The sequence below is a fragment of the Duganella sp. CF402 genome (genome assembly GCF_900109645.1).
In the GTDB taxonomy this organism is placed as follows: Bacteria; Pseudomonadota; Gammaproteobacteria; order Burkholderiales; family Burkholderiaceae_D; genus Rugamonas.
This window is the reverse complement of the sequence record NZ_FOBG01000001.1, coordinates 3,545,944-3,569,730: the sequence shown is the minus strand read 5'-3', so window position 1 is coordinate 3,569,730 and position 23,787 is coordinate 3,545,944. Positions and strand designations below refer to the sequence as shown.

20 protein-coding genes are annotated in these 23,787 nt (G+C 65.7%); 10 read left to right on the top strand and 10 right to left on the bottom strand.

The genetic code is table 11. The features are described 5' to 3' along the window. Positions 1-23 precede the first annotated feature (23 nt). Positions 24-3,095, top strand: coding sequence for a TonB-dependent receptor (locus tag BMZ70_RS16020; RefSeq protein WP_373922497.1), 3,072 nt, complete (start codon positions 24-26; stop codon positions 3,093-3,095). A gap of 85 nt (positions 3,096-3,180) precedes the next feature. Further along, the gene (locus BMZ70_RS16015) at positions 3,181-4,551 is read left to right on the top strand and encodes an enolase C-terminal domain-like protein (RefSeq protein ID WP_092276265.1); all 1,371 of its coding nucleotides are present in this window, start codon (positions 3,181-3,183) and stop codon (positions 4,549-4,551) included. Here the strand turns inward: BMZ70_RS16015 and dsbD are convergent. Genes dsbD through mrtJ form a run of 6 tightly spaced genes read right to left on the bottom strand, consistent with a single transcriptional unit; the run spans position 4,535 to position 11,600 of the window. Then, on the bottom strand, positions 4,535-6,364 hold the full coding sequence (dsbD, locus tag BMZ70_RS16010) for a protein-disulfide reductase DsbD (RefSeq protein ID WP_092276262.1): 1,830 nt from the start codon (positions 6,362-6,364) through the stop codon (positions 4,535-4,537). The genes BMZ70_RS16015 and dsbD overlap by 17 nt on opposite strands. After that, entirely contained in the window at positions 6,361-7,257 is an 897-nt protein-coding gene (locus tag BMZ70_RS16005) for an FAD:protein FMN transferase (RefSeq protein WP_092276259.1), read from the bottom strand. The genes dsbD and BMZ70_RS16005 overlap by 4 nt, the downstream gene beginning before the upstream one ends. Continuing rightward, positions 7,251-8,384: a DUF3570 domain-containing protein gene (locus BMZ70_RS16000; RefSeq protein WP_092276256.1), complete on the bottom strand. Its 1,134-nt coding sequence runs from the start codon at positions 8,382-8,384 to the stop codon at positions 7,251-7,253. Before BMZ70_RS16000 ends, BMZ70_RS16005 begins: the two co-directional genes overlap by 7 nt. Before the next feature lie 11 nt (positions 8,385-8,395). Next, positions 8,396-8,617, bottom strand: coding sequence for a DUF4266 domain-containing protein (locus BMZ70_RS15995; protein ID WP_092276253.1), 222 nt, complete (start codon positions 8,615-8,617; stop codon positions 8,396-8,398). Next, on the bottom strand, positions 8,614-11,244 hold the full coding sequence (locus BMZ70_RS15990) for a choice-of-anchor D domain-containing protein (RefSeq protein ID WP_092276250.1): 2,631 nt from the start codon (positions 11,242-11,244) through the stop codon (positions 8,614-8,616). The genes BMZ70_RS15995 and BMZ70_RS15990 overlap by 4 nt, the downstream gene beginning before the upstream one ends. 17 nt (positions 11,245-11,261) lie before the next feature. Continuing rightward, on the bottom strand, positions 11,262-11,600 hold the full coding sequence (mrtJ, locus tag BMZ70_RS15985; RefSeq protein WP_229205425.1) for a JDVT-CTERM system glutamic-type intramembrane protease MrtJ: 339 nt from the start codon (positions 11,598-11,600) through the stop codon (positions 11,262-11,264). Between the two features lie 168 nt (positions 11,601-11,768). Here mrtJ and BMZ70_RS15980 point away from each other — a divergent pair, with 168 nt between their 5' ends. The 4 genes from BMZ70_RS15980 to BMZ70_RS15965 are packed head-to-tail and all read left to right on the top strand — an operon-like array spanning position 11,769 to position 14,927. Then, entirely contained in the window at positions 11,769-12,320 is a 552-nt protein-coding gene (locus BMZ70_RS15980; protein WP_229205424.1) for an RNA polymerase sigma factor, read from the top strand. Next, positions 12,317-12,991 (top strand): zf-HC2 domain-containing protein, encoded by a 675-nt coding sequence (locus BMZ70_RS15975; RefSeq protein WP_092276245.1) that lies wholly within the window; start codon positions 12,317-12,319, stop codon positions 12,989-12,991. Before BMZ70_RS15980 ends, BMZ70_RS15975 begins: the two co-directional genes overlap by 4 nt. Further along, a complete protein-coding gene (locus tag BMZ70_RS15970; RefSeq protein WP_092276242.1) occupies positions 12,988-14,253 on the top strand; it encodes a S8 family peptidase in 1,266 nt (421 codons plus the stop codon). The genes BMZ70_RS15975 and BMZ70_RS15970 overlap by 4 nt, the downstream gene beginning before the upstream one ends. Further along, positions 14,205-14,927 carry a TorF family putative porin gene (locus BMZ70_RS15965; protein ID WP_165403462.1) on the top strand — a complete coding sequence of 241 codons (723 nt, stop codon included), beginning with the start codon at positions 14,205-14,207 and terminating at the stop codon, positions 14,925-14,927. The genes BMZ70_RS15970 and BMZ70_RS15965 overlap by 49 nt, the downstream gene beginning before the upstream one ends. A gap of 1 nt (position 14,928) precedes the next feature. Here the strand turns inward: BMZ70_RS15965 and BMZ70_RS15960 are convergent, their stop codons facing one another. Together BMZ70_RS15960 and BMZ70_RS15955 are read right to left on the bottom strand one after the other, a co-directional pair. After that, a complete protein-coding gene (locus tag BMZ70_RS15960) occupies positions 14,929-15,438 on the bottom strand; it encodes a glycine zipper 2TM domain-containing protein (RefSeq protein ID WP_092276236.1) in 510 nt (169 codons plus the stop codon). Positions 15,439-15,537: 99 nt separating this feature from the next. Beyond that, positions 15,538-15,834 (bottom strand): hypothetical protein, encoded by a 297-nt coding sequence (locus BMZ70_RS15955; RefSeq protein WP_092276233.1) that lies wholly within the window; start codon positions 15,832-15,834, stop codon positions 15,538-15,540. Between the two features lie 195 nt (positions 15,835-16,029). On the opposite strand from BMZ70_RS15955, the gene BMZ70_RS15950 reads away from it, so the two are divergent. Then, positions 16,030-16,944 carry an alpha/beta fold hydrolase gene (locus BMZ70_RS15950; protein WP_092276230.1) on the top strand — a complete coding sequence of 305 codons (915 nt, stop codon included), beginning with the start codon at positions 16,030-16,032 and terminating at the stop codon, positions 16,942-16,944. Positions 16,945-17,025: 81 nt separating this feature from the next. Continuing rightward, a complete protein-coding gene (locus tag BMZ70_RS15945; RefSeq protein ID WP_229205483.1) occupies positions 17,026-20,010 on the top strand; it encodes a sensor histidine kinase in 2,985 nt (994 codons plus the stop codon). Here the strand turns inward: BMZ70_RS15945 and BMZ70_RS15940 are convergent. Then, the gene (locus BMZ70_RS15940; RefSeq protein WP_165403464.1) at positions 19,997-20,623 is read right to left on the bottom strand and encodes a response regulator; all 627 of its coding nucleotides are present in this window, start codon (positions 20,621-20,623) and stop codon (positions 19,997-19,999) included. The two genes, BMZ70_RS15945 and BMZ70_RS15940, sit on opposite strands and share 14 nt — an antisense overlap. Positions 20,624-20,662: 39 nt before the next feature. Further along, the gene (locus BMZ70_RS15935) at positions 20,663-21,592 is read right to left on the bottom strand and encodes a LysR family transcriptional regulator (protein ID WP_092276222.1); all 930 of its coding nucleotides are present in this window, start codon (positions 21,590-21,592) and stop codon (positions 20,663-20,665) included. Positions 21,593-21,724: 132 nt separating this feature from the next. On the opposite strand from BMZ70_RS15935, the gene BMZ70_RS15930 reads away from it, so the two are divergent. Together BMZ70_RS15930 and BMZ70_RS15925 are read left to right on the top strand one after the other, a co-directional pair. Continuing rightward, positions 21,725-22,474 carry an SDR family oxidoreductase gene (locus BMZ70_RS15930; RefSeq protein WP_373922496.1) on the top strand — a complete coding sequence of 250 codons (750 nt, stop codon included), beginning with the start codon at positions 21,725-21,727 and terminating at the stop codon, positions 22,472-22,474. A 13-nt stretch (positions 22,475-22,487) separates the two neighbouring features. Then, complete coding sequence (locus tag BMZ70_RS15925) at positions 22,488-23,783, top strand: epoxide hydrolase family protein (RefSeq protein WP_092276219.1); 1,296 nt, start codon at positions 22,488-22,490, stop codon at positions 23,781-23,783. Positions 23,784-23,787: the final 4 nt, after the last annotated feature.

The following is a 23,787-nucleotide window of genomic DNA, read 5'->3' as shown; positions in this document are numbered from 1 at the left end:
CCGAAGGAGACTTGGAAATGCCTGTGAATCAACAGAAAGGCCGGCAAGCGCGTCGGCAAATGGCGTTCGGCCTGACCATCATGGCAGGTTTGATTGCGCAATCATTCGCTCAGGACGCGGCCCCGGCTGCCGCTGCCGGCAAGGACGAAGCGGCCCCAATGACGGTGGTGCAGGTCAGTGGCTACCGCAACTCGCTGTTGTCGTCGGCCAAGGACAAGAAGGAAGCCGTCGGCTTCCAGGACTCGATCAACGCCGAAGACTTCGGTAAATTCCCGGACAAGAACATCGCTGAATCGCTGAGCCGCATTCCGGGCGTGGGCGTGTCGCGCGACATCACCGGCGAAGGCTCGACCATCCAGATTCGCGGCCTCGGCTCCAGCTTCACCAAGATCCTGCTGAACGGCGCGCCGATCGCAGTTGCTTCGTCCGGCCCGATCGACGGCGCCAACACCAACCGCGAGGTCGACCTCGACCTGCTGCCAACCGACCTGTTCACCAAGCTGACCGTCAGCAAGAGCCCGACCGCCGAGATGATCGAAGGCGGCGCGGCCGGCGTGGTCAACCTGCGCAGCGCGCGTCCGTTCGACAAGGAAGGCCGCACCATCTCGGCCAGCGTCACCGCCACCAAGCAGCAGATCGCCGACAAGACCGGCGGCCGCGGCTCCTTCCTGGCCAGCCAGACCTTCGGCAACTGGGGTATCCTCGGCGGCGTGGCGATCTCGCGCCAGCAGGTGCACACCACCGGCTGGGAAACCGTGGGCTACACCAACGCCAACCTGTCGGCCGCGCAGAATCCGGCCTCGACCCGCAACAACACCGGCGGCGGCAACTACACCATTCCGGCCACCGTGCCAGCCGGCGCCGGCAACGGCCTGGTCACCGGTGAAGTAATCGACCAGGCATGGCTGCTGGCGCACAACCCAGGCCTGACCATCCAGCAGATCGACAACGCCATCATCCCGCGCCTGGGCCGCCAGATGGATTACTTCGGCACCAAGGACAAGGGCTCGGCCATCTTCAGCGCCGAATACCGTCCGACCGAAAACCTGCACTTCTACCTGGACACCATGTACAGCAAGCGCGACGACAAGATGACGCGCATGGACTACGACTGGTCGGTCCGTAACGGCGGCATGATCCCGCTGAACATGACGGTCGATAAGACCGATTGCGCCAACGGTTGCACCGTCACCGGTGGCACCTTCGCCAACACCCAGAACTTCTTCGAGCACGGCTATCGCCGCGACCAGGTGGACATGAAGGGCATCAATCCGGGCATGGAGTGGAAGATCACCCCGACCCTGAAACTGGACGCCCAGCTCAACTACACCAAGAGTAACTTCAGCCACGAAGCGCCGACGGTGTACGTGATCACCGCGCCGAACAGCGGCAACACGGTCACCTTCAACAACAACAACGGCGGCATCCCGTCGGTGGTGTCCAGCACCAACCTGAACGACCCGAACAGCTACGTCTGGAACACCGGCCGCGTCAACGTGCAGAATGAATTCCGCCAGACCGAGACCAAGGGCTTCCACAGCGACCTGACCTGGGGCACCGAGAAGTTCAACCTGAAGGGTGGCGTCGCTTACGACGATATCGAGCGCCGCATCCGCGCCACCGACAACTCGGCGGCCTGGCAGGCTGCGGTGTGCGGCAACAACCCTAGCGTGTTCCTGCTCGGCCCTAACGGCGGTCCGGCCTGCAACGGCGCTTCGACCCCGGGCGCCAGCGCCGCCGCGCTGTATCCAGGCTATGGCACCGGCTACACCGCCGGCGCCACCACGCCGCTGACCTACGGCGGTTCGCTGATTCCGCAAACCGCGCTGGCCAGCTACATCGTGCCTGGCCCTTACGGCAAGCCGGTGATCGCGTGGGACCGCTTCGCCAAGGATTCCAACTACCAGCAGTACTACAACAACGCACCGGTCAGCGGTTCGTCGTCGACCGGCGCCAGCTCGGGCTTCATCGGCGAGAAAGCCACCGGCCTGTACCTGGAAGCGAATGGCCAGTTCGACCTGGCTGGTTTCCCGGCCCGTTACAACGGCGGCGTACGCTACATCCGCACCCGCCAGTCGGTCGGCTCGCTGAATTCGATCAGCGATCCACGCAACGCCACCCTGACCCTGAACGGCAGCAAGTATCCGAACATCGACCAGTGGGTCTATCTGGATACCACCTACAGCAACACGCTGCCATCGGGCACCCTGGCGGTCAATCTGCGCAGCGATCTGGTGGCACGCGCCGCCCTGTCGCGCAGCATGACCCGTGCCGACCCGAACGCGCTGCGTCCTGGCGTGAACTTCTCGTCGGTGTCGGCGGACGTGGGCTCGGTCGGCAATCCAGGCCTGAAGCCATACCTGTCGGATAATATCGACCTGGGCATCGACTGGTACACCGGCCGCGAAGGCTATGTCAGCGTGACCGGCTTCCAGAAGAAGGTGGACGGCTTCACCATCAACGAAAACATCACCGCGCCATTCAGCTCGCTGGCGGCGTACGGCATCAACTACAACACGCTGACCCCGAACCAGCAGACCGCGATCAACTCGCGTGGCGGTCCTGACGCGGCTACCGTGGTGCTGACCCGTGCCCGCAACGCCAGCGGCGAGCTGACGATCCGCGGCCTGGAGCTGGGCTGGGTGCAGCCGCTGGACAAGATCCTGCCGTTCCGCGGCGTTGGCATCAGCGAAACCGCGACCTTCATCACGCAGCGTGCCAGCGGCGAAGGTTCGAACGGCTTCGTGGCGCTGGGCGTGCCTAAGCGTACCAACAACTTCTCGGTCTACTACGAGAACCACGGCTACATGGCGCGCCTGTCGCACACCTTCTCGCTGGGCAGCCAGGTAGCTGGCGCGAACCAGAACGGCATCACCAATGCCGCGCTGTTCTCGGACAACTACAAGCAGCTGGACTTCTCGTCGAGCATCGACCTGGGTGAAGTGTTCGACAAGGACGGTTGGCCGAGCCTGAGCTTTGACATCGTCAATCTCAACAACGACTCGCGCCGTACGTACTACCAGTTCAGCAATGCCAACTTCTCGCAGTATTCGCCAGGCCGTACCTTCTCGCTGGGCCTGCGCGCCAAGTTCTGATCTCTCGTGATCGTCTGGCCCCCGTCTCCAGCGGGGGCCTTTACCCGCCCCCGCCGGGGCGGTTTTTTTTTCCGGAATCGAATCCATGAGTAATGCAACTCCTGTAATCACTGCAATGCAGGTGATCCCGGTGGCGGGATACGACAGCATGCTGCTGAACCTGTGCGGTGCGCACGCACCTTTCTTCACCCGCAACCTGGTGCTGCTGACCGACAGCGCCGGCAATACCGGCATGGGCGAAGTGCCCGGCGGCGCTGGCATCCTGGCGGCGCTGGAGCGCGCGGTGCCGCTGGTGGTGGGCACGCAGATCGGCCGCTACAACCGCACGCTGAATGCGCTGCGCGCCGCCATCGCGGGACAGGATGCGCCCGGCCAGCAGTATCAGGTGACCTCGGCGGCGGAAGAGGCGGTGCTGAAGCAGCCGCACGAAATTAACCTGCGCCTGGAAAATGTGGTGACTGCAGTGGAAGCGGCACTGCTCGATTTGCTCGGCCAGCACCTGGGCGTGCCGGTGTGCGAACTGCTGGGCAGCGGCCAGCAGCGCGACAGCGTGCCGATGCTGGCCTACCTGTTCTACATCGGCGACCGCCGCCGCACCGACTTGCCTTATCTGACCGGTGACGGCGCCAGCGGCTGGTACGCGCGCCGCAACCAGGAAGCGATGACGCCGTCCGAAATCGTCGAGCTGGCGGAAGCGACCGTGGACAAATATGGCTTCCGCGATTTCAAACTGAAGGGTGGCGTGATGCGCGGCGCGGAAGAGATGGAAGCCGTCACCGCGATCAAGAAGCGCTATCCGGATTCGCGCGTGACGCTGGATCCTAACGGCGCGTGGTCGCTGCGCGAGGCGATTGAACTGTGCAAAGGCAGGGGCGATGTGCTGGCCTATGCGGAAGATCCTTGCGGTCCGGAGAACGGCTACTCGGGGCGCGAGATCATGGCTGAATTCCGCCGCGCGACCGGCATTCCGACCGCCACCAACATGGTCGCCACCGACTGGCGCCAGATGGCGCATTCGCATCTGCTGGGGGCGGTGGATATTCCATTGGCCGACCCGCATTTCTGGACCATGCAAGGCTCGGTGCGACTGGCGCAGCTGTGCGAGCAGTGGGGACTGACGTGGGGCTCGCATTCGAACAACCACTTCGACGTTTCGCTGGCGATGTTCACGCACGCCGCCGCCGCTGCGCCGGGGCAGATCACCGCCATCGACACGCACTGGATCTGGCAGGAAGGCCAGGAGCGCCTGACGCGCGAGCCGCTGCAGATTGTCGGCGGCGCGGTGCAGGTGCCGCAGAAGCCGGGCCTGGGCATCGAGCCGGATATGGACCGCATCGCGGCGGCGCATGCGCTGTACAAGAAAGTCGCCACCACCGCGCGCGACGACGCGATGGCGATGCGCTACCTGATGCCGGACTTCGTCTACTCGCCGAAGCGGCCTAGCTTTGTTCGCTAGTTCGCTGTAGCTGGCGCACGAAGGATTCCGGCGGCATGAAGCCGATCACGCGCGCCTGCGGCACCTCCTTGCCACGGGCGTCGAACAGGATGATGCCGGGTGGGCCGAACAGCTGGAAGCGCTTCATCAGCGCGCGGTCGTCGGCGTTGTTGGCGGTGACGTCCACCTGTATCAGCTGCATGTCCTGCATGGCGGCGGCCACGCGGCCTTCGGAGAACGTCATGCGCTCCATTTCCTTGCAGGCCACGCACCAGTCGGCGTAGAAGTCCAGCATCACCGGCTTGGTGGTGGTGGCCAGCACCCGGTCGAGGTCGGCCACCGTGCGGATGCGCGTGAAGCGCGGACCGTCGTGAGCCGCAGCCTGTGCGCCCGGCGTTGCGCTGCCGCCGCTGGCGCGCAGGTGCGCCAGCGGTTGCAGCACATCGGTGCCGGCGCTGGCCGCGCCCACCAGTTCAAACAGGCCACCGAGCAGCATCACCACGCCCAGCGCCTTGGCGGCGTAAGCGCCGATGCCGGCACCTTGCGGCAGGCTGTCGCCGATGCGCAGGAACGCCGCGCACAGGATGGCGAACGCGCCCCACAGCGCCATGACGGCGGTGACCGGCAGCACCGGGCCGATCATCCATATGGCCACCGCGATCAGCAGCAGGCCGAAGACTTTCTTCACATTGTTCATCCAGCCGCCGGCGCGCGGCAGCAGGCTGCCGGCCGACAGGCCGGTCAGCAGCAGCGGCACGCTCATGCCGGTGGCCATTGCGAACAAGGCCCAGCCGCCGGTGGCGGCGTTGCCGGTCTGGCTGATGTAGAGCAGGGCGCCGGCCAGCGGACCCGCCACGCAAGGACCGACGATCAGCGCCGACAGCGCGCCCATGATGAACACGCCAATCAGCTTGCCGCCGCTCTGGCGGCCGCTCGATTCGGTCAGGCGGCTTTGCAGGGCGCCAGGCAGTTGCAGCTGATAGACGTCGAACATCGACAGCGCCAGCGCGAACAGCAGCGCGCCAAAGGTCAGCAGCACCCACGGCTTTTGCAGCGCGCCGGCCAGGCCTTCGCCGGCCAGACCGGCGGCCACGCCGAGCGCGGTGTAGACCAGCGCCATGCCGATGCTGTAGGCGCCCGCCAGCAGCAGGCCGCGCTTGCGCGTCACGCTGCCCTCGCCGACGATGATCGACGACAGGATGGGCACCATCGGCAGCACGCACGGCGTGAAGGAGAGCAGCAGGCCGAATACCAGGAAGGCGCCACCGATACGCCAGGCGCTGCCGCTTTGCAGCGTGCGCTGGGCCAGCGAGGTGTCGTCTTCCACAGCCGGAGCTACCGGAGCTGCCGGAGCTACCGGGGCCGCTGGAGCCGCCGCGCCCGGCGCTGGCGCAGCGTCCGCCGTCTTCGCCGACAGCACGCCCGGCGTCGCCGGGTTGATCGTATAGGTCACAGCCACCGGCGGATAGCACAAGCCCGCATCCGCGCAGCCCTGATAGCCGACAGTCAGGTCGAACGGCGCATTGCCGCTGACCGGCACCTGCAAGTCCAGCGTGCCGTAGTAGGTCTCCATCTCCTTGCCGAAGTTCTCATCGAACTTGCGCTGCCCTGCCGGCAGCTGCGGCTGCGCCACGCCTGGCCCGGTGAACGACAGCCGCTCGCGATACAGGTGATAGCCGGCGGGCATGCTCCAGCGCAGGCTCACCGTGCGTGCATCGCGCAATTCCGCCTTGAGCACAAAGGCCTGCTCCGGCGGCAGGAAATCATCCGCCTGCACGGCGGGAAGCCAGGCCGCCAACAGCAGCACGCATAGCCAGTGAAAAATAGACCTCATCTTGTTCTCCGAAAAATATGCCCTTGATGGTCGATGGCGAGATAACTCATGCCCGAACGTTCGAGAAAGCTGATACCGTCTTCCTCCAGCAGCATGGCAATGGTGGTGCAGCTACCGGCCGTGATGGCCAGCGGCGCCAGCACGCTGACCGAGCGCCAGTGCGACACCGGCATGCCGCTGCGCGGATCGAGCACATGGCAGTAGCGCTGGCCGCCGATTTCCATGAATCGCTCGTAGTCGCCGCTGGTGGCCAGCGCGCCAAGGCTGACCGGAATACTGGCGACCGTGGCGTCCATGTCGCGCGGATCCTGGATGCCGATATCCCACGCCCCGCCATCCGGGCGTGGACCGAGAAAGCGCATGTCGCCGCCGAGGTTCAGATAGGCGTGCGTCACGCCGCGTTCCGCCAGCGCTTCCGCCGCGCGGTCGGCCGCGTACTCCTTGCCAAAGCCGCCGAAGTCCAATTCCATTCCTTTGTGCGGCAGGAACACCCTGGCCTGGTCGCGTTCCACTTGCTGCCAGCCCACCAGCGGCAGCAAGTCCTGCAAGGCCTCCGGCTCAGGCACTACGCCGCGCCGGAAGTCCCACGCCTTGCGCAGCACGCCGGATGTGATGTCGAAACGGCCATCGCTGGCCGCGTACAGCGTATCGGCATAGGCCAGCAGCGCGAGCGTCTCCTTGTCGCATGCGATCTCGTAGCGGCCGGCGCCGGCATTGATGCGTCCGACCACACTGTCGCGGCGATAGCGCGAGTATTTGTGCTCGATGCGGCGCACTTCGTCGATGGCGAAAGTAGCGAGGCGTCGCGCCGTGTCTTCATCTGCCGCTGCGAGGCGTACCTCGCAGCGGCTGCCCATCGCGGCGAAACCGACGCCGTAGATGCCTTCTACCATAGCCGCGTGAAGCCGATTTGCAGGCTGTTGGCGCGCATCGGCGCCAGGCCCGGACTGCCGGCGCCGAACACGCGCCATGCAGCGCGCTGCTCGTAGTGCTCCAGCTTCAGGTCGACGCTCCAGTCGCGGTCAATCTGCTTCGCCACCTTGAGTCCCGCCGTGACGGTGCCGAACGCCGACAGGCGCTGGTCGGCCGAGGTGAAGGCCGAACCGCCGAATACATAGCCGGGAGGGAAGGGCGCGCCGGTCTTGCTGTCGTAGACCGGATCGAAGTAGAAGTCGGCCGCGCGCTGCGAGTACAGGCGCAGGCCCGGCGTCACGGTCCAGCCATTGGCCAGCGACTGCACCCATTCGCCGGACAGCGTATGCGCGCTGACGCCGAAGCTGTCGCGGTAGTAGCGGTAGCTCAGGCGGCTGGTGGCGTCGGCGTTGATGAAGCGGTGGTTCCATTGCGCCAGCAGCGTGTCCTGATCGCGTTTGCGCGGGCGGTTGTCGACCAGTTTGTACGGATCGGAGTAGTAGCCGTGGCCCGTGCTGTGGGTGTAGGTCAGCTGGCCTATATCGACCGATGTGAAGATGCGCGTGACGCCTGCCAGCACGCTGACGGTCTGGCGGCCTTCATTCCGCACGATGCGGTTGACCGGATCGATGGCGTCGTCCGAACCGCCCAGGCCGAGCGCCCAGGTGGTGTTCTTGTCGTCGCTGTCGAAGGTGGCTTGCAGCGACAGCGCGCGCGAGCGGTAGTCGTGTTCGGTGGAGAAGGCCGCGCCGACGCTCACCGTGCCGTGCGGAAGATAGCGCGTCACCGATATGTCGCCGGCCTTGCGCAGGTCGTCCATGCGCGACGCGCCCGATACCGCCGTGTGATAGCGCGGCGACGCACCGGAGACGTCGTCCATCGTGGCGCTGGCCGTGACCGACCATTCGCCGGCGATCGGCGCCATCACCGAGACGGATGGCGCATGCACCTGCACGCGGTCCAGGCCCGGCTGGTCTTCCTTGTAGTACAGGTATTTGACGTTGATGGCGCCGCGCTCCGGCGCCGCCTCGGCATGCGCGAGGCCCGGCAGCAGCATGGCCGCTGCCAGCAGCGCTGGTCCGACGGCGGGCTGTTTGTCTTTATCCATGATGTTCCTTGTCAGTTGCAGCCGCAGCCGCCACCGCCGACGGCGCTGCCGCCGGAAGCAGCTTCCTTGCTGGTGTAGATGTGTTCATTGAAGCGGGTGCCGAGCGGATCGCCCTGCAGCAGCATGTCGCTGCGCGCCAGCTGGCCTTTTTCCCACGGCTGTACCGGCGGCAGCGCGCAGCCGGACAGGCCTGCCGTGGCGGCGCACAGCGCCATGACGATGCGCGCCTTCATTTGACGGCTCCCAGCGCGGCCTTGATGCGGCTCTCCAGCGCCTCGCGGTCGGCGGCACGGAAGCCGCTGTGCTCATACAGAACCTTGCCGTCGGGGCCGATCAACACGCTGCTCGGCATGCCCTTGATGCCGTAGGTGCGCGGCGCGCTACCGGCCGGATCGAAGGCGATCACAAACTGCGCTGGCGTGGCGGCCAGGAAGCTGCGCGCGTCATCGGCCTTGGCGTCGACGTTGATGCCGACGATCTGCAAGCCCTGTTTGCCGTAGCGTGCTTGCATCTCGTTCATCCAGGGGAAGGACTGGCGGCAAGGGCCGCACCACGAGGCCCAGAAATCGATGTACACCAATTTGCCCTGGTACTGTTCCAGCTTGACCGCGCCATCCGGGCCGCTCAGTGCAAACGCCGGCGCCGGTTTGCCCGGCTCCAGCGCGGATGCCGGCGATGGCAGCGACGACAGCGACAGCACGGCGCACGCAGCCAGCGTGCCGGCGGCGGCACGCGCCTGGCGGCGACGCCACAGCAGCACGGCCGCCGCCAGCACAACCAGGAAGGCCAGCATCGGATCGTTACCGTCCTTCACCGACGAGCAACCGCCGCCGCCGTGGTTCTGCATGCCGCCGCCAGTGTTGGGCGTCGATGCCGTACCTTGGCCGCTCAGCGCGATGTTCCAGCTGGCGCCTGTCGCTTGCAGCGTCACGCTGCCGGCGGCGTTGCCGTTGGTGGTCGGAGTGAAGCGCACCGGCAGCTCGCATGAGGCGCCGGCGGCCAGCGTCAGCGGGAAGGCGGCGCAGGCATTGGCGTCGCTGGCCGCTGCGTAAGGACCGCTGAAGGTGGCGCTGTTGATGGTCAACGGCGCGCTGCCGGTGTTGGTCAGCGTGAAGCGCTTGACGGGGCCCGTGTCCCCGACGATGGCGCTGCCAAAGTCGAAGGACTGGGGAGCGGTGCTCAAGCTCGGCGTGGTGCTTGGCACCGACATGCCGTTGCCGCTGAGGCGCACGGTGAACTGCGCGCCGCCGTCCGTCATCAGTAGCAGGTCGGCAGTGCGCGCGCCGGCGGCGGCGGGCTTGAAGCTGGTGTCGATGGTACAGCTGGCGCCGGGGCTGACCGTGCCATTCATCGCGCAGGTGCCGGCCAGTGCGAAGTCGCCGGGATTGCTGCCGCCAAGGACCAGCGACGTGATTTTAAGCGCGGCGTTGCCGTTATTGCTCAAGGTGATGCTGTGCGCCGCCGATTGCTGGCCCACCTGCGCATCAGCGAAAGCGAACGGCGTGGCGTCCGACAGCACAGGACGTGCGACGGCGGCCGAGGTGCCGGCGCCGGTCACGCCAATCGACAGGTCGGGCGCGTTGGAGCGCAACAGCAGCGTGGCGCTGACATTGCCTTCCGCCGTCGGCGCGAAGGACAGCGGGACATTGCAGCTGGCTGCCACCGCCAGCGTGCCGCTGCAAGCGCCGCTGCCGATGGTGACGGAAGCCGCGCCGCTGACGGCGACGCTGGTGAAGATCACCGGCACGTTGCCGCGGTTGGTGATGGTGACGTTTTGCGCGGTGGCGCCGGCACCCACGGTCTGCGATCCGAACGCCACCGCGCTTGGATTGGCCGACAGCGACGGCGCCGCTGCGCTGGCGCTGCCGGACAGGCCGATTGCCACATTCCCGTTGCTGGCGTTGGAGGCGAGATTCAGGCTGGCGGCAAACGCGCCCGCTGCCGTCGGCGTGGCCAGCACAGTGACGGTGCAGCTGCCGCCCGCCGCCACTGCGGCCGATGTCGAGCAGCTGCCGCCCAGTGTGAAGATGCTTGCATTCGCGCCGGAGAGGGCGATGCTGCTGAAGCTCAGCGGCGCTTGTCCGGCATTGTTGACGGTGATGCTCTGCACCGGCGATGCGCTGCCAGTCACCAGTGCGCCGAAGTTCAGCGCATTGGCCGAAACCGAGATGGTCGCCGCAGCCACCGCATTGCCGGTGCCGCCCAGCGCCACGCTGCTGCTGCCGCCGGTGGCGTTGTGGCTGATGTTGAGCGCTGCGCTGCGCGCACCGGCCGCCGCTGGCGTGAACACCAGTTGCACATTGCAGTTGGCGCCTGCCGCCACCGAGCCGCCGGCGCTGCAGCTGCCGCCGGTGATGGCAAACTCCGACGCATTGGCGCCGCCGACGCCGATGGCGCTGATATTCAGCGCTGCGTTGCCGCTGTTGGTCAGCGTGGTGCTGAGCGCGGCGCTACTCTGGCCGACGGTGGTGCCGGCGAAGGACAGGCTGGCCGGCGCCAGCGATGCCACCGGCGCCGCCGTCACATTCGGATTGCCGATGAAGGCTGCCAGGTCGGCCAGTTCCGCCGTCGAGAATTTACCGTTGAACAGGGATCCCATGCCACCACGGTTGGCGGCAAAGGCGCTGCTGATCACTGCGGGATTGTTGGCCGCCGCCAGGATGCCGTTCACATTGCTGGCTGGCGTGGGACCGTGGCACGAGGCGCAGCTGGTGCCGCCCGAGGTGGGACCGTTCAGATAGAGCGACTTGCCGTTCAGGGCGTCGGCTGCGTGCGCGCCAGGCGCCAGCACCAGCGCAAGCAGAACCCACAAGCCGGCGGCAGACAGCGCGCCGTGGTGGGAGGGACGGATTCGTTTCATCGGTTCTCCAATCGAAGTTAAAAAGCACATGCACTGATGGCAAAGGCATTGCACAAGCCATGCAACAGGGCGCACAGCCGCCAGTCGCGCCAGCGCTGGTAGGCCGCGCCGAACAGCAGCGCGGGCCAGAACACCAGCAGCGCTGCCGTCAGGCCCGAGCCCAGGTGCAGGGCGCTGAAGGCGGCGGCGCTACCCAGCCATGCCGGCAGCGGCGAGGTCCGTTGCAGCAGCCACTGATGCAGGCCGGCGCGCACGATCCACTCCTCGAGCAGGGGCACTGCGAGGAGCAGGCGAAACACGGCGGCAGGATCGGGCGACAGCAGGGCCGGTCCGCACAAGGCGCTGGAGGCAAACACTGGGGCTGAGCAATCTGTTAATGTTGTAGCGGTCAATAGCCGCCCGCGAAAAGATGGTTCAAAATTGGCGGGATAAATATTTTTGCGGTTTTTTTGAACCTTTCGTCCCCGGCCGCGTATTCACCGCACCAGGGGAGAAAATGCATGCGAACAGGCAGGGGGACGGGCGTGTCCGACGAATTGGATGAGAGTGGATTGCTGCTGCGGATACGCGGCGGGGACAAGCTCGCCTTTCAGATGCTGTATCGGGCCTATTTCTCGCGGCTGGCGCGTTTTCTGGACCGCATGACGCGCAACGTGCCGCTGGTGGAGGAGATCATCAACGACACCATGCTGGTGGTGTGGCAGAAGGCCGATACGTTCGACGGCAGCTGCAAGCTGTCGACCTGGATTTTTGCCATCGCCTACCGCCAGGCCCTGAAAGCGCTGCGCGGGCTGGATGTGCCGCTGGAGCCGCAGGAGGACCAGACGGCGGAAGCCGGCGCGCAGCCGGAGCACGCGCTGGCGGCGCGGCAGTTGCAGCGCGGCGTCAGCCGGGCGCTGGACCAGCTGCCGATGGAGCAGCGTATGGTGGTCAGCCTGACGTATTACCACGGCATGGCCTACCAGGAAATCGCCGAGACGATGGACTGCCCCGTGAATACCGTGAAGACGCGCATGTTCCATGCGCGGCAAAAGCTCAAGGACATGCTGTCCGATCATATGGAAGAAATGCGATGAGTACCAACACGACCAACATCAGCAGCGGCGATAGCAATGCTGCGCACCTGGCATTGCAGGATATGCTGCCGTGGTACGCGTCCGGTGCGCTGAGCGAGGAAGAGGCGGCGCAGGTGCAGCAGCACCTGCAAGCATGCGGCGCCTGCCGCGCGGAACTGGGCTGGCAGCGCAAGCTGCTGGAAACCGAAGGCCCGCTGCCGGCCGGCCTCGATCCCGAACGCGCGCTTGCGCGACTGATGCCGCAACTTGACGCCGCACCCGCCGCCGCCCACGCCGCGCCGTCCGCGTCGGCTCCGTCGATGCTGGACCGCCTGCGCGCGTGGCTGGATGGCGCAGGCTGGCAGGGCTGTGCGCTGGTGGCGCAGTGCGCCGTAATCGCCGTACTGGCCGTGCAGCTGCTGCCGCGCGCTCCCGCTCCGGATTATCGCGCCTTGGGCAACGGCGCCACCGCCATGCCCGACGTGCTGGTGGTCTTCAAGCCCGACGCCCGGCTGCGGGACGTGCAGCGCCTGATGCAGGACCATCACGCCCAGATCGTCGGCGGCCCCACCGTCACCGGCGCCTACATGCTGGACGTCGACGCCGCCCACCAACCGCAATTGCTGTCCGCGCTGCGCGCCGATCCTGCGGTGGAGCGGGCCGAGTCGCTCACCGCCGCGAGCCAGCCATGAAGCACTTGCTGGCGCTGTTGCTGTTCCTGGGCGCCACCATCACGATGGCGCAAGACCTGCCGCAAATCGTGCCGGCCTCTGCGCCGGCCACAGCGCAAACAACGCAGGCCAACGCCGAGATCCTGGTCATGTTCCATCTGCCGGCGCCGCACTACCGCGCCGACAACTACGGCGGCGCCAACTACCGCGACGACGCCGGCCACGCCGCGCGTCTACGCCTCGCCGCCGCCATCGCCCAGGACTACCAGCTGGAACTGATGGAAGACTGGGCCATGCCGGCACTGAGCGTGGATTGCTATCGCATGCGCCTGCCCGCCGGCAAAGACGCCACCCCGGTGCTGGAAGCGCTGGCGCGCGACAAGCGCGTCGAGTGGGCGCAGGCGATCCAGGACTTCGTGGCGCAAGCCGGCAGCGATCCCCTGTACCGCATGCAGCCGGCGGCCAGCGCCTGGCAACTGGACGAAGTCCGCAAAGCCGCCACCGGCCGCAAGGTCACGGTGGCGGTGGTCGATAGCGGGATTGAAAGCAGCCATCCCGATCTGGCCGGACAGGTGACAGTGGAAGAAAACTTCGTCGACGGCCAGAAGTATGTGGCCGAACTGCACGGCACCGCAGTCGCCGGTGTGATTGCCGCGCGCGCCGGCAATGGCGTCGGCATCGAAGGCGTGGCGCCGGATGCGCGCCTGATGGCCCTGCGCGCCTGCTGGCAGAACGGCAGCGCCACCCGCTGCAACAGCTTCACGCTGGCCAAGGCCATCAACTTCGCACTGCTGAATGGCGCGCAAGTGATCAACCTCAGTCTGTCCGGACCGCAGGACCGGCTGCTGCAACAGCTGGTGGAAGCTGCGCAGGCGCGCGGCATTCGGGTGGTGGGCGCGGTCGATCCGGCGCGTGCCGACGGCGGCTTTCCCGCCAATACGCCCGGTGTGTTTGCCGTGGCAGCGGATGGCGCGCCGCCGCGCAACGGCGTGCGCGCCTTGCTGGCGCCGGGACGCGACATCCCGACCACCTTGCCCGGCGGGCGCTGGGGCGTGGTCGCCGGTTCCTCGTATGCCGCCGCGCATGTCTCGGGCATGCTGGCGCTGATCGAGGAACTCAAGCCGCAACTGCCGGCGGCCCGGCTGCGCGACAGCATCGTGCTGAGCGAGGGCAGCGCACCTTTGACCGGTATTGATCTTTGTGCCACCATCCTTCGCTCTACAGGAAAATGCTCATGCGCGTGTCCCACCAGTTCCGCCAACCGCTACGCGCGCTCGCCCTGAGCGTGCTGCCCTGGCTGCTGGCGTTGGATGCGCAGGCGCAGCTGAGCGGCAGTGCCGGCATCGCCTCCAATTACCTGTACCGCGGCATCTCGCTCAGTGACGACAAGCCGGTGGCGCGCGCCGCCCTGAATTACGACGGCGCCTCGGGCTGGTTCGCGGGCGGTCAGGTGGTGACCGGCCAGTTGGCGGTGGAGACGCACCGCAGCGCGCAATGGACCGGCTATGCGGGCTATGCGCAACGCCTGCCATCCGGCCTGTCGTGGGAGACCGGCGTGACGGCGTATGCGTTTCCTAAGAATCCCAACTGGAATTTCCGCGAAGTGTATGTTGGCCTGGCCGGCGAGGTGGTGAGCGCGCGTCTGCATTATTCGCCCGACTATCTGGGTATGCGCGAGCGTTCGCTGTATGGCGAACTGAATGGCGGCTGGGTGCTGGCGCCGCGCTGGCAGGCGTTCTGGCACGGCGGCTATTACCATTCGCTCGATAACGCGCAGTCCAGCCGCAGCGAGGCGCGGCTGGGACTGGCCAGTTCATACAAGGAGTGGCGCGCGCAGCTGTCGCTGGATCTGGTGCGCCTGCGCGGCAGTGCGACCACCGACATTTATGGCGTCACCACTGGCGGCAGCAGCGAGGTGAGGCACGTGTTCGTCCTCACCGTCGCCCGCACGTTCTGAGTTACTGCTGCGGTTGCTGTTGCTGCTGTTGTTGCTGGTTGCGCTTGGCGACCTCATTACCGACGTAGCCGCCGCCTACCGCGCCAGCGATGGTCGCCAGCTTGCGGCCATTGCCGCTACCCACCTGGTTGCCCAGCAGGCCACCCACCACCGCACCAATGCCGATGCCGACTGCGCTGTTCTGCGGAGCAGGGGCCGGAGCCGGTGCTGGAGCGGGCGCTTGCGCTACTTGCTGCTGCGCTTGTGGTTGCGGCGCGGTGACATGATGCACCACCGTTTTATGCTCCACCACGCGGCGTGGTTCAGGCGCAGGGGCTGGCGCGGCGACCGGTGCCACTGACGCTGCCTCTGGGGCAACGGCGGCGACAGGCGCATCGGTTGGGGAGTTCTTGGCATTCGAGCTCGGCAGCAAGCCGGCAATCGACGCGGCGCCAACCAGGCTAACCAGCGCTACCGAAGCAGCGGCAACAGCCATCATTGGGTGAATACGGGTGCGGGTAGTGTTTTCCATTTGTTCTCTCCTGAATATCGCCATCAGTGGCGCTTGCCCATATAACGAGCCGGGTAGAGAACGCGGTGACGCAAAAAGTGTTTCTAGAGTAAGCAAATGTTAATGGATCAGTTTCAGCATGAAGCCAGTGAGCAAGGACGATTGCAAAATGGCGATGCCAACCACCCACCGCACCACCTCGGTACGTACTTCTGCAATCTTCACTTCCAGTCTAAGTTCAGCTTGCTCAATTTTTGCGTTACATCGGGTCTCAACTTCTTGTAGTTTGATGGATAGCTGACTGAGTTCGTTAAATAATTGCCCGGTAGTCTCCGCCTGAATTTCCGCAAGAGCAGGCTGCATGCCAGCCTCCATCAGGCGCTTGGCATATTTGTGGTTATCGAAAGGAGTGGACATGATCGCACCGATGGCAAGAGTGAGCGTTCATGGTGGGCCGGGTGATAAAAGCCATTGTGAGGGAAATCAAAAAAACACAGCGCGCCACAGTTATTTGATACGATTGGTTGAAACTGTAGCGGGTAATTTATGGCTACCGGGGATGTAATCGGAAGGCCATACTGTGCTCATCAACCCTTACTTGAGGAGCACAAAATGAACAAGGCAATCAAAGGTTTCCGTCAACTGGTACTGGCCGCCACCTTGGCTGGCGCATCGTTGGCACAGGCAGCAGCCCCGAGCGGCTATGCCGACAAGGTGGCGCAAGTGAACGGCACCCAGATCCACTACATGGTCGGCGGCAAAGGCACCCCGTTGGTCCTGCTGCATGGCTACACCCAAAACGGCCACATGTGGCGTCCCGTCATGGCTGAACTCGCCAAAACCCACACCGTGATCGTGCCCGACCTGCGCGGCGCCGGCGCCTCGGCCAAACCGGCCGGCGGCTACGAAAAAGCCGACATGGCGACCGACATCCACGAACTGGTCAAAACCGTGAGCAATGAGCCAGCCACCGTGGTCGGCCACGACATCGGCTTGATGGTGGCGTACGCCTACGCCGCGCAATATCCGCAAGACACCAGCAAAGTGGCGCTGATGGACGCCTTCCTGCCCGGCATCGGCAACTGGAAAGATATGTTCCTGCTGCGCGACCTGTGGCACTTCCACTTCTTCGGCGAGACGCCCGAACAGCTAGTGAAAGGCCGCGAGCGCACCTACTTCGAACACTTCTGGAACGACTTCGCCGCCGACCGCCATCACTCGATTCCTGAAGCGGACCGCAAGCTGTACGCAGCAGCCTACGCACAACCAGGCGCCATCCACGCCGGCTTCGAATACTTCAAAGCCTTCCCGCGCGACGCCGAACGTTTCGCCGAGCTGGGCAAGACCAAGCTGACCATGCCGGTGCTGGTTATCGCCGGTGAAAAATCGGGCGGCGAGTTCCTGGTCAACCAGGTCAAGCTGGTGGCCAACGATGTCGACGGCAAAGTGATCCAGGGCTCCGGCCACTGGCTGATGGAAGAGGCGCCACAGCAAACCATCCCGGCGTTGATTGGCTTCATCAAGTAATTGATTCCGCCCATTGCTTGCTTCCTCTACAATGGGCGGATGAGATTTTGCCGCGTATTCCTGCAGTGCCTGTTGCGTTTGATGTGTTTGATGGTTGCCGCCGGCTTCATCGGCGTCCACGCTGCGGAACCCATGGCGCGGCCGTTCTGGCGCGACGGCCTGGTCCACACCGCCTGGCTCAAACGCGACGGCGCGCCGACCGTGAATTACCGCATGACCCAGGACGAGCGCGGCATGCTGTGGTTTGCCTCGACCGACGGGGTCTATCGTTTCGATGGCGTGCGTTTCGACCGCCTGTCAGCCATCGACGGCAATCCGCTGCGTTCCACCAATACCAACGGCATCCTGGCAGTCGGCACGGCCTTATGGGTCGGCTATAACTTCGGCGGCGTCAGTGTCTTCGACCAAGGCAAGGTGCGCCATTACGGCGAACAGGATGGCTTGCCAGCGCGTACTGTGCTGGATATCCTGCGCAGCCGTAATGGCACCATCTGGGTGCATTGTGCGGGCGGCCTCTATTGGCTGAACGATGATAAGTGGTTACGGGTGACGCCCGAAGATGGCCTGCCCATCGGTGAAATGCGCGGCGTTGCGACGCTCACAGACGGTCGCATATTGGTCGAGAGCCAGTACGGCTTCTATCTCAGCGCGCCCGATACGCACCGGTTCCAGAAAATCCCGCTGGACGAAAAATACCATCTAGTGGGAACCCGGGTCCGGTCGGATGGCATCGCGCTGCTGGGCGACAAAGCCGGCGCGCTGTTCCGCTATTCCATCGCTGATCAACAGCTAGCGCCGATTGTCCAGCCTAAGGGAGGACGGCCAACTTATACCTCCTTCTACGATTCCAGAGGGGGACTCTGGGTTAACTCCGGCGGCGGCGTGACCTTGCTGGGACCAGACCTGAAAGCAAAGCACGTGTTTTCTGCGCCCGAACTGAGTGGCAAGCTGGTCTACGGATCGCTCGAAGACCGCGAAGGGAATTTGTGGATTACCACGGAAAATGGCGTCGACCGCATTCGCGAAGCTCGCCTCACCACCATCGACTTGCCGCCGCAGGTGTATGACTGGGTGAGTGTACAGGCTGGGCATGACGGCACGTTGTGGGTCAGTGATTACCGCGATACAGTGGAGCTTGTCAGCAGGACGATGGCGCTGACACCACGGGGCGACTGGATCGCCGCGCCAGCAAGCCACGTATCGCACAGCACTCGTGCCGCCGACGGCACGCTGTGGTTCGGCAGTTCCAAGGCGCTGTGGCGCCGGCAGAAAGGGCAGTGGAAATCCTGGCCGATGCCGCCGGCAATGGGCGGCTTCGATGTGCAGGCGCTGGCCGTGGACGGCAATGACCGCCTGTGGGTGTCGGTGCCGCGCCGCGGTGTGTTTGTGTTCCGCGATGGCCAGTGGCAGCCCGGCGGCGGCGTTGCCGCCCTGGCCGGGCGGCCGGCGGTGTCGCTGTTCGCCGATGGCCAGCAGCGCCTCTGGTTGGGCTACCCGGCCAGCCACGTGGCAGTGCTGGACGGCGCCTCGTTGCGCGAATTCGGCCCTGCGGATGGGCTTGATGTCGGCAATGTGACGACGATGGTCAGGCATCAGGGCCGGCTGTATGCCGGCGGCGACCAGGGCCTGGCGGTACTCGACGGTGAACGATTCGAGCCGGTGTTGACAGCCGCCGGCCAAGCGCTGGGCGGCGTGTCGGCCCTGGTGTCGACCCGTGGCGGCGAATTGTGGCTGCATGGGATCGACGGACTGGCCCGCATCGGTGCGGCCGTTCCCGGCACCGGCGGCCTGCGCGTGGAAGTCGAGCGTTTCGATTATCTCGATGGCTATCAGGGAAAACCGGCGCTGATGCGGCCGCTGGCGGAACTGACCGAAGCGCCGGACGGCCGCCTGTGGTACGCCACCTCGGGCAGTGTGGGCTGGATCGATCCGGCCCATATCCCGCGCAACCCGCTGCCGCCGTCGCCGCAAATTACGGCGTTGCGTACCGACCGCCGCGACTGGGGCAACACTTCCGGCACCGTGCTGCCGCAACACACCACCGATCTGCAGCTCGACTTCACCGCAGCGGCGCTGAGCATTCCGGAACGGGTGCGCTTTCGCTATCGCCTGATGGGGCAGGACAAGGACTGGCGCGAGTCGGATGGGCGGCGCGCGGCCTTCTACACCAATCTGGCACCGGGCAATTACCGGTTTGAGGTCATGGCCGCCAACGAGGATGGCGTGTGGAGCACGGCGCCGGCCGCGCTGGCGTTCCGGATCGAGCCGGCCTTTGTGCAGACCATGTGGTTCAAGGTGTTGTGCGTGCTGCTGTTTCTGCTGCTGGTGGCATTGCTGTACTGGTGGCGCCTGGCGCTGGCCACGCGCCGGATGGCCGAGCGTTTGGGCGAGCGTCAGCGCGAACGCGAGCGCATCGCCCGCACGCTGCATGACAACTTCCTGCAAAGCGTGCAGGCGCTGATGATGCAATTCGACCTGATCAAATACAGCCTGCCGCCGACCGACGCGGTGCAGGAAAAAATCGAGCTGGCGCTGGACACCGCCGACAGCGTGCTGGCCGAAGGCCGCGAACAGGTGCTGGCGCTGCGCCTGAATCACGAACTGAGCGGCGACCTCGAAGCGGCACTGGAAGGACTGGGCGAGATCCTCGGGCCACGTCATGGCGCGCGCTTTGCGCTGGTGGTGCAGGGCGAGCCGCGTCCGCTGCGGCCGAGGGTGGCGGCGGAAGCTTACGCGATTGCGCGCGAAGCCATGTTGAACGCGTTCCGCCATGCGCGCAGCGAAGAGGTCACTGTGGAATTGCGTTATGCGGACAGGCAGTTCACCTTGCAGGTACGCGATGCAGGACGCGGCATGAGTGCGGAAGTGCTGGAACGCGGCCATCGCCCCGGCCACTGGGGACTGGTCGGCATGCGCGAGCGCGCGCACGATGCCGGCGGCACGCTGGAGATAAAGAGTGCGCCGGGACAGGGCACGCGCATCACGCTGCGGCTGTCGGAGCGGCGCGCATATCCGGCCAAGGTTGCGGCCAAGGCAGCGGCCAGGGCCGAGGCTACAGTTCGATAAAGCCGCGCTTGGACGCCAGCGCCACCGCATGCGCGCGGTCGGCCGCGCCCAGCTTCATCAGCACGGTGCTCATGTGCGCCTTGACCGTCGCTTCGCTGATGACCAGCGTGGTGGCGATTTCGCGATTGGACTTGCCGTTCGAGGCCAGCCGCAGCACGTCGAGCTCGCGTGTGGACGGTGTGTTGCCGGTGTACTGCGCGGCGATCTCCTGGCGCAGCGTCGGCGGCAGCACATGCCAGCCTTCGTGCACTTCGCGCACGGTGGCGGCCAGCTGCGGGCCGTGGACATTCTTCATCAGGTAGGTGCGCGCACCGGCTTTCAGCGCGGCGGCGATGCGGGCGTCGCCGCAGTAGGTGGAGAGCACGATCAGCCGCGCGTCGGGATGGCCGCGGCGGATTTCCTGGATCGCCTCCAGCCCATCCATCTCCGGCATTTGCAGGTCGATCAGGGCCACGTCCGGCTTCATGCTGTCGTACAGCGCCACGGCTTCATGGCCGTCGGCCGCGCGCGCCACGATCTCGAACGCGCCATGCGCCAGCAGCGTGTTGGCCACGCCCTCGCGCATCATCGGGTGGTCGTCCGCGATCACCACGCGGATGGTGCTTAAATCCATGGCTCTCATGGTGCCGATTCTAGCGGAAAACCTGCGCCGTCAAGCTCCCTCCAAAGAGTGGGGCGCGCGGTTGTCCACTGTGGCAAACAGCTGCACCGCCCAGTCGACAAACACCCGCACGGTGGCGTTCAGGTGGCGGTTGGGCGGGTACATGATGTACAGCGGGTGGCGCGGCGGCTGCCAGTCGTCCAGCACGGTGACGATCTCGCCGCGCGCCACGGCATCCTTGATGAACCAGGAAAAGGTCTGGCCGATGCCCAGGCCGTTGGACAGCGCGGTCAGGTGGGCCGTGCTTTCGTTCACCGCCACCGCCGCGTGCGCATTGACTTCCACATACTCGTCGCCGCGTTTGAAGCGCAGCGGGAACACCTTGCCGGTCAGCGAAGAGAAGTAGCCGACCACGATGTGGTGCTGCTCGATGTCGGCCGGGGTCGAGGGGCGGCCATGCTGTTCGAGGTAGGAGGCGTGGCAGCAGGTGACGAAGTCCATCTCGCACAGCTTGCGGGCGATCAGCGTGGTGTCGGCCAGCGCGCCGCCACGGATCACGCAATCGATGCCTTCGCTGATCAGATCGGTGGACCGGTCGCTGACGCCGAGGCGCAGTTCGATGTCGGGATAGGCGGCCTGGAACTGCGGCAGCGCCGGCAGCAGGATCTGGTTGGCGTGGATGGAGCCGATGTCGATCCGCAGGCGGCCCTTGGGCTGGGCGCGGGTGTGGCGGGTGGCGCTGTCCATGTCCTCCAGGTCGCCCAGCAGGCGGCGCGCGCGCTCGTAGTACTGCGCGCCTTCCGGCGTGACGGTGATGGTGCGGGTGGTGCGGTGGATCAGCTTGGTGCCGAGGTGTTCTTCCAGATCCTGCAGCAGCTTGCTCGCGGTCGAGCGCGGCACATTGAGCTGGTCGGCGGCTTTGCTGAAACTGCCGGCTTCGGCAATACGGACGAAGGTCCGCAGCGCTAAGAGTTGATCCATGCATGCTCTCCATCGTAAAACGTTTATTGTACACATGGATGGATAGTGATTCCACTTTCTCCTAATTTACACAGTTGTTTGGACAAAATACACTTCACTCCATCAACTAACCCAACACGAAGGAGTGACATCATGAGCAAGCTTCAAGGCAAAGTAGCAGTGGTTACCGGCGGCACCAGCGGCATTGGCCTGGCCACCGCCCAGCGTTTCGCAGCGGAAGGCGCGCGCGTCTTCATCACCGGCCGCCGCCAGGCCGAGCTGGACAAAGCCGCCGCCAGCATCCCGAATGCCACCGGCATCCAGGCCGACTCGTCCAACAGCGCCGACCTGAAACGCCTGTTTGAAACGATCAAGGAAAAAGCCGGCCGCATCGACGTGCTGTACGTGAACGCCGGCGGCGGTTCGATGGCCCCGCTGGGCGCCATCACCGAAGAACACTTCGACGACGCGTTCGACCGCAACGTCAAAGGCCTGACCTTCACCGTGCAGAGCGCCTTGCCGCTGCTGGAAAAGGGCGCTTCGGTGATCCTGACCAGCTCCACTGCCGGCGTGGTCGGCACGCCGGCGTTCAGCATCTACAGCGCCAGCAAGGCCGCCGTGCGCAACCTGGCGCGCAGCTGGATCCTGGACGTGAAAGAGCGCGGCATCCGCATCAACGTGGTCAGCCCTGGTCCGATCCACACCCCGGGCCTGGTGGAACTGGCCGGCGACGACGCTGCCGCCCAACAGGGCCTGCTGGACTACCTGGCATCGCAAGTACCGCTGGGCCGCGTCGGCCAGCCGGATGAAGTGGCCAAGGCCGTGGTGTTCCTGGCCTCGGACGACGCCAGCTTCGTCAACGGCACCGAGCTGTTCGTCGACGGCGGCCTGGCCCAGGTTTAAGCGGAGACGATACATGGACCAGTTCACGCATCCAGATCCAGCGCGCCGCGCAGCGCTGCGCGGCATGGCCGCCGCCGCCGCTGCGGGCGGCATTGCCAGCCTGATGCCGTCGTCCGCCTCGGCAGCGTCGGCGGCCAAGGCCGCACCGGTCGCCTTCGAGCGTCCGGCCAGCGTGCCCGGCGTGCAGCCGTTCAAGGTGACGGTGCCGCAAGCGGCGCTGGACGACCTCAAGCTGCGCCTGTCGCTGGCGCGCTGGCCGGAGCAGGCCACGGTGCCGGACTGGTCCCAGGGCGTACCGCTGCCGCGCCTGCAAGCGCTGGTGGATTACTGGCAGCACAGCTACGACTGGCGCCAGGCCGAAGCGCGGCTGAACGCCTTGCCGCAGTTCACCACCCGCATCGACGGCCTCGATATCCACTTCCTGCACGTGCGCTCCAAACACGCGAACGCGCTGCCGATGGTGCTGACGCATGGCTGGCCGGGCTCGGTGTTCGAATTCCTGAAAGTGATCGGCCCGCTGGTCGACCCGACCGCCCACGGCGGCAAGGAGGAAGATGCCTTCCATGTGGTGATTCCATCGCTGCCGGGCTACGGTTTTTCCGGCAAGCCGGAAGCGGCCGGCTGGGGGCTGCCGCACATCGCCCGCGCCTGGGCCACGCTGATGCGCCGCCTTGGCTACCGCAAGTGGGTGGCGCAAGGCGGCGACTGGGGCGCCGGCGTCACCACCTGGCTGGCCAAGCAGCATGCCGACGGCCTGGCGGCGGTGCACCTGAACTTGCCTATCCTGTTCCCGCCGCCGATTGAAGGCGAACCGGACAAGGATGAGCAAGCCGCGATTGCCCAGCTGATCGCCTTCGACGGCGGCAAGTCCGGCTACGCCAAGCTGCAGGGCACGCGGCCGCAAACGATCGGCTATGCGCTGGCCGATTCGCCGGTGGCGCAGGCCGCATGGATCTACGAAAAGCTGGCCGAATGGAGCGACAGCGGCAACGACCCGGAATCCTTGCTGAGCCGCGACGAGATTCTCGACAACATCACGTTGTACTGGCTGACCGGGACCGGCGCCTCGTCCGCGCGGCTGTATGCGGAAAGCTTCAGCACCGACTTCTCGCCGCAGAAGCTGGACCTGCCGGTAGCGGTCAGCCTGTTCCCCGGCGAGCTGTACCACCCGCCGCGCAAATGGGGCGAGCGCATGTATTCGAAGCTGTACTACTGGAACGAAGCGGCGCGCGGCGGCCACTTCGCGGCCTTCGAGCAGCCGATGCTGTTCACGGCCGAGTTGCGCCGCGCTTTTGCCACCATTCGTTAAGCCC

What these genes read in the sequence shown, in the direction of transcription:
- BMZ70_RS16015 (WP_092276265.1), top strand. Translation starts at nt 3,181, where the DNA reads ATGAGTAATGCAACTCCTGTAATCACTGCAATGCAGGTGATCCCGGTG.
- dsbD (WP_092276262.1), bottom strand. Translation starts at nt 6,364, where the DNA reads ATGAGGTCTATTTTTCACTGGCTATGCGTGCTGCTGTTGGCGGCCTGG.
- BMZ70_RS16005 (WP_092276259.1), bottom strand. Translation starts at nt 7,257, where the DNA reads ATGGTAGAAGGCATCTACGGCGTCGGTTTCGCCGCGATGGGCAGCCGC.
- BMZ70_RS16000 (WP_092276256.1), bottom strand. Translation starts at nt 8,384, where the DNA reads ATGGATAAAGACAAACAGCCCGCCGTCGGACCAGCGCTGCTGGCAGCG.
- BMZ70_RS15995 (WP_092276253.1), bottom strand. Translation starts at nt 8,617, where the DNA reads ATGAAGGCGCGCATCGTCATGGCGCTGTGCGCCGCCACGGCAGGCCTG.
- BMZ70_RS15990 (WP_092276250.1), bottom strand. Translation starts at nt 11,244, where the DNA reads ATGAAACGAATCCGTCCCTCCCACCACGGCGCGCTGTCTGCCGCCGGC.
- BMZ70_RS15975 (WP_092276245.1), top strand. Translation starts at nt 12,317, where the DNA reads ATGAGTACCAACACGACCAACATCAGCAGCGGCGATAGCAATGCTGCG.
- BMZ70_RS15970 (WP_092276242.1), top strand. Translation starts at nt 12,988, where the DNA reads ATGAAGCACTTGCTGGCGCTGTTGCTGTTCCTGGGCGCCACCATCACG.
- BMZ70_RS15965 (WP_165403462.1), top strand. Translation starts at nt 14,205, where the DNA reads ATGCGCGTGTCCCACCAGTTCCGCCAACCGCTACGCGCGCTCGCCCTG.
- BMZ70_RS15960 (WP_092276236.1), bottom strand. Translation starts at nt 15,438, where the DNA reads ATGGAAAACACTACCCGCACCCGTATTCACCCAATGATGGCTGTTGCC.
- BMZ70_RS15955 (WP_092276233.1), bottom strand. Translation starts at nt 15,834, where the DNA reads ATGTCCACTCCTTTCGATAACCACAAATATGCCAAGCGCCTGATGGAG.
- BMZ70_RS15950 (WP_092276230.1), top strand. Translation starts at nt 16,030, where the DNA reads ATGAACAAGGCAATCAAAGGTTTCCGTCAACTGGTACTGGCCGCCACC.
- BMZ70_RS15945 (WP_229205483.1), top strand. Translation starts at nt 17,026, where the DNA reads ATGTGTTTGATGGTTGCCGCCGGCTTCATCGGCGTCCACGCTGCGGAA.
- BMZ70_RS15940 (WP_165403464.1), bottom strand. Translation starts at nt 20,623, where the DNA reads ATGGATTTAAGCACCATCCGCGTGGTGATCGCGGACGACCACCCGATG.
- BMZ70_RS15935 (WP_092276222.1), bottom strand. Translation starts at nt 21,592, where the DNA reads ATGGATCAACTCTTAGCGCTGCGGACCTTCGTCCGTATTGCCGAAGCC.
- BMZ70_RS15930 (WP_373922496.1), top strand. Translation starts at nt 21,725, where the DNA reads ATGAGCAAGCTTCAAGGCAAAGTAGCAGTGGTTACCGGCGGCACCAGC.
- BMZ70_RS15925 (WP_092276219.1), top strand. Translation starts at nt 22,488, where the DNA reads ATGGACCAGTTCACGCATCCAGATCCAGCGCGCCGCGCAGCGCTGCGC.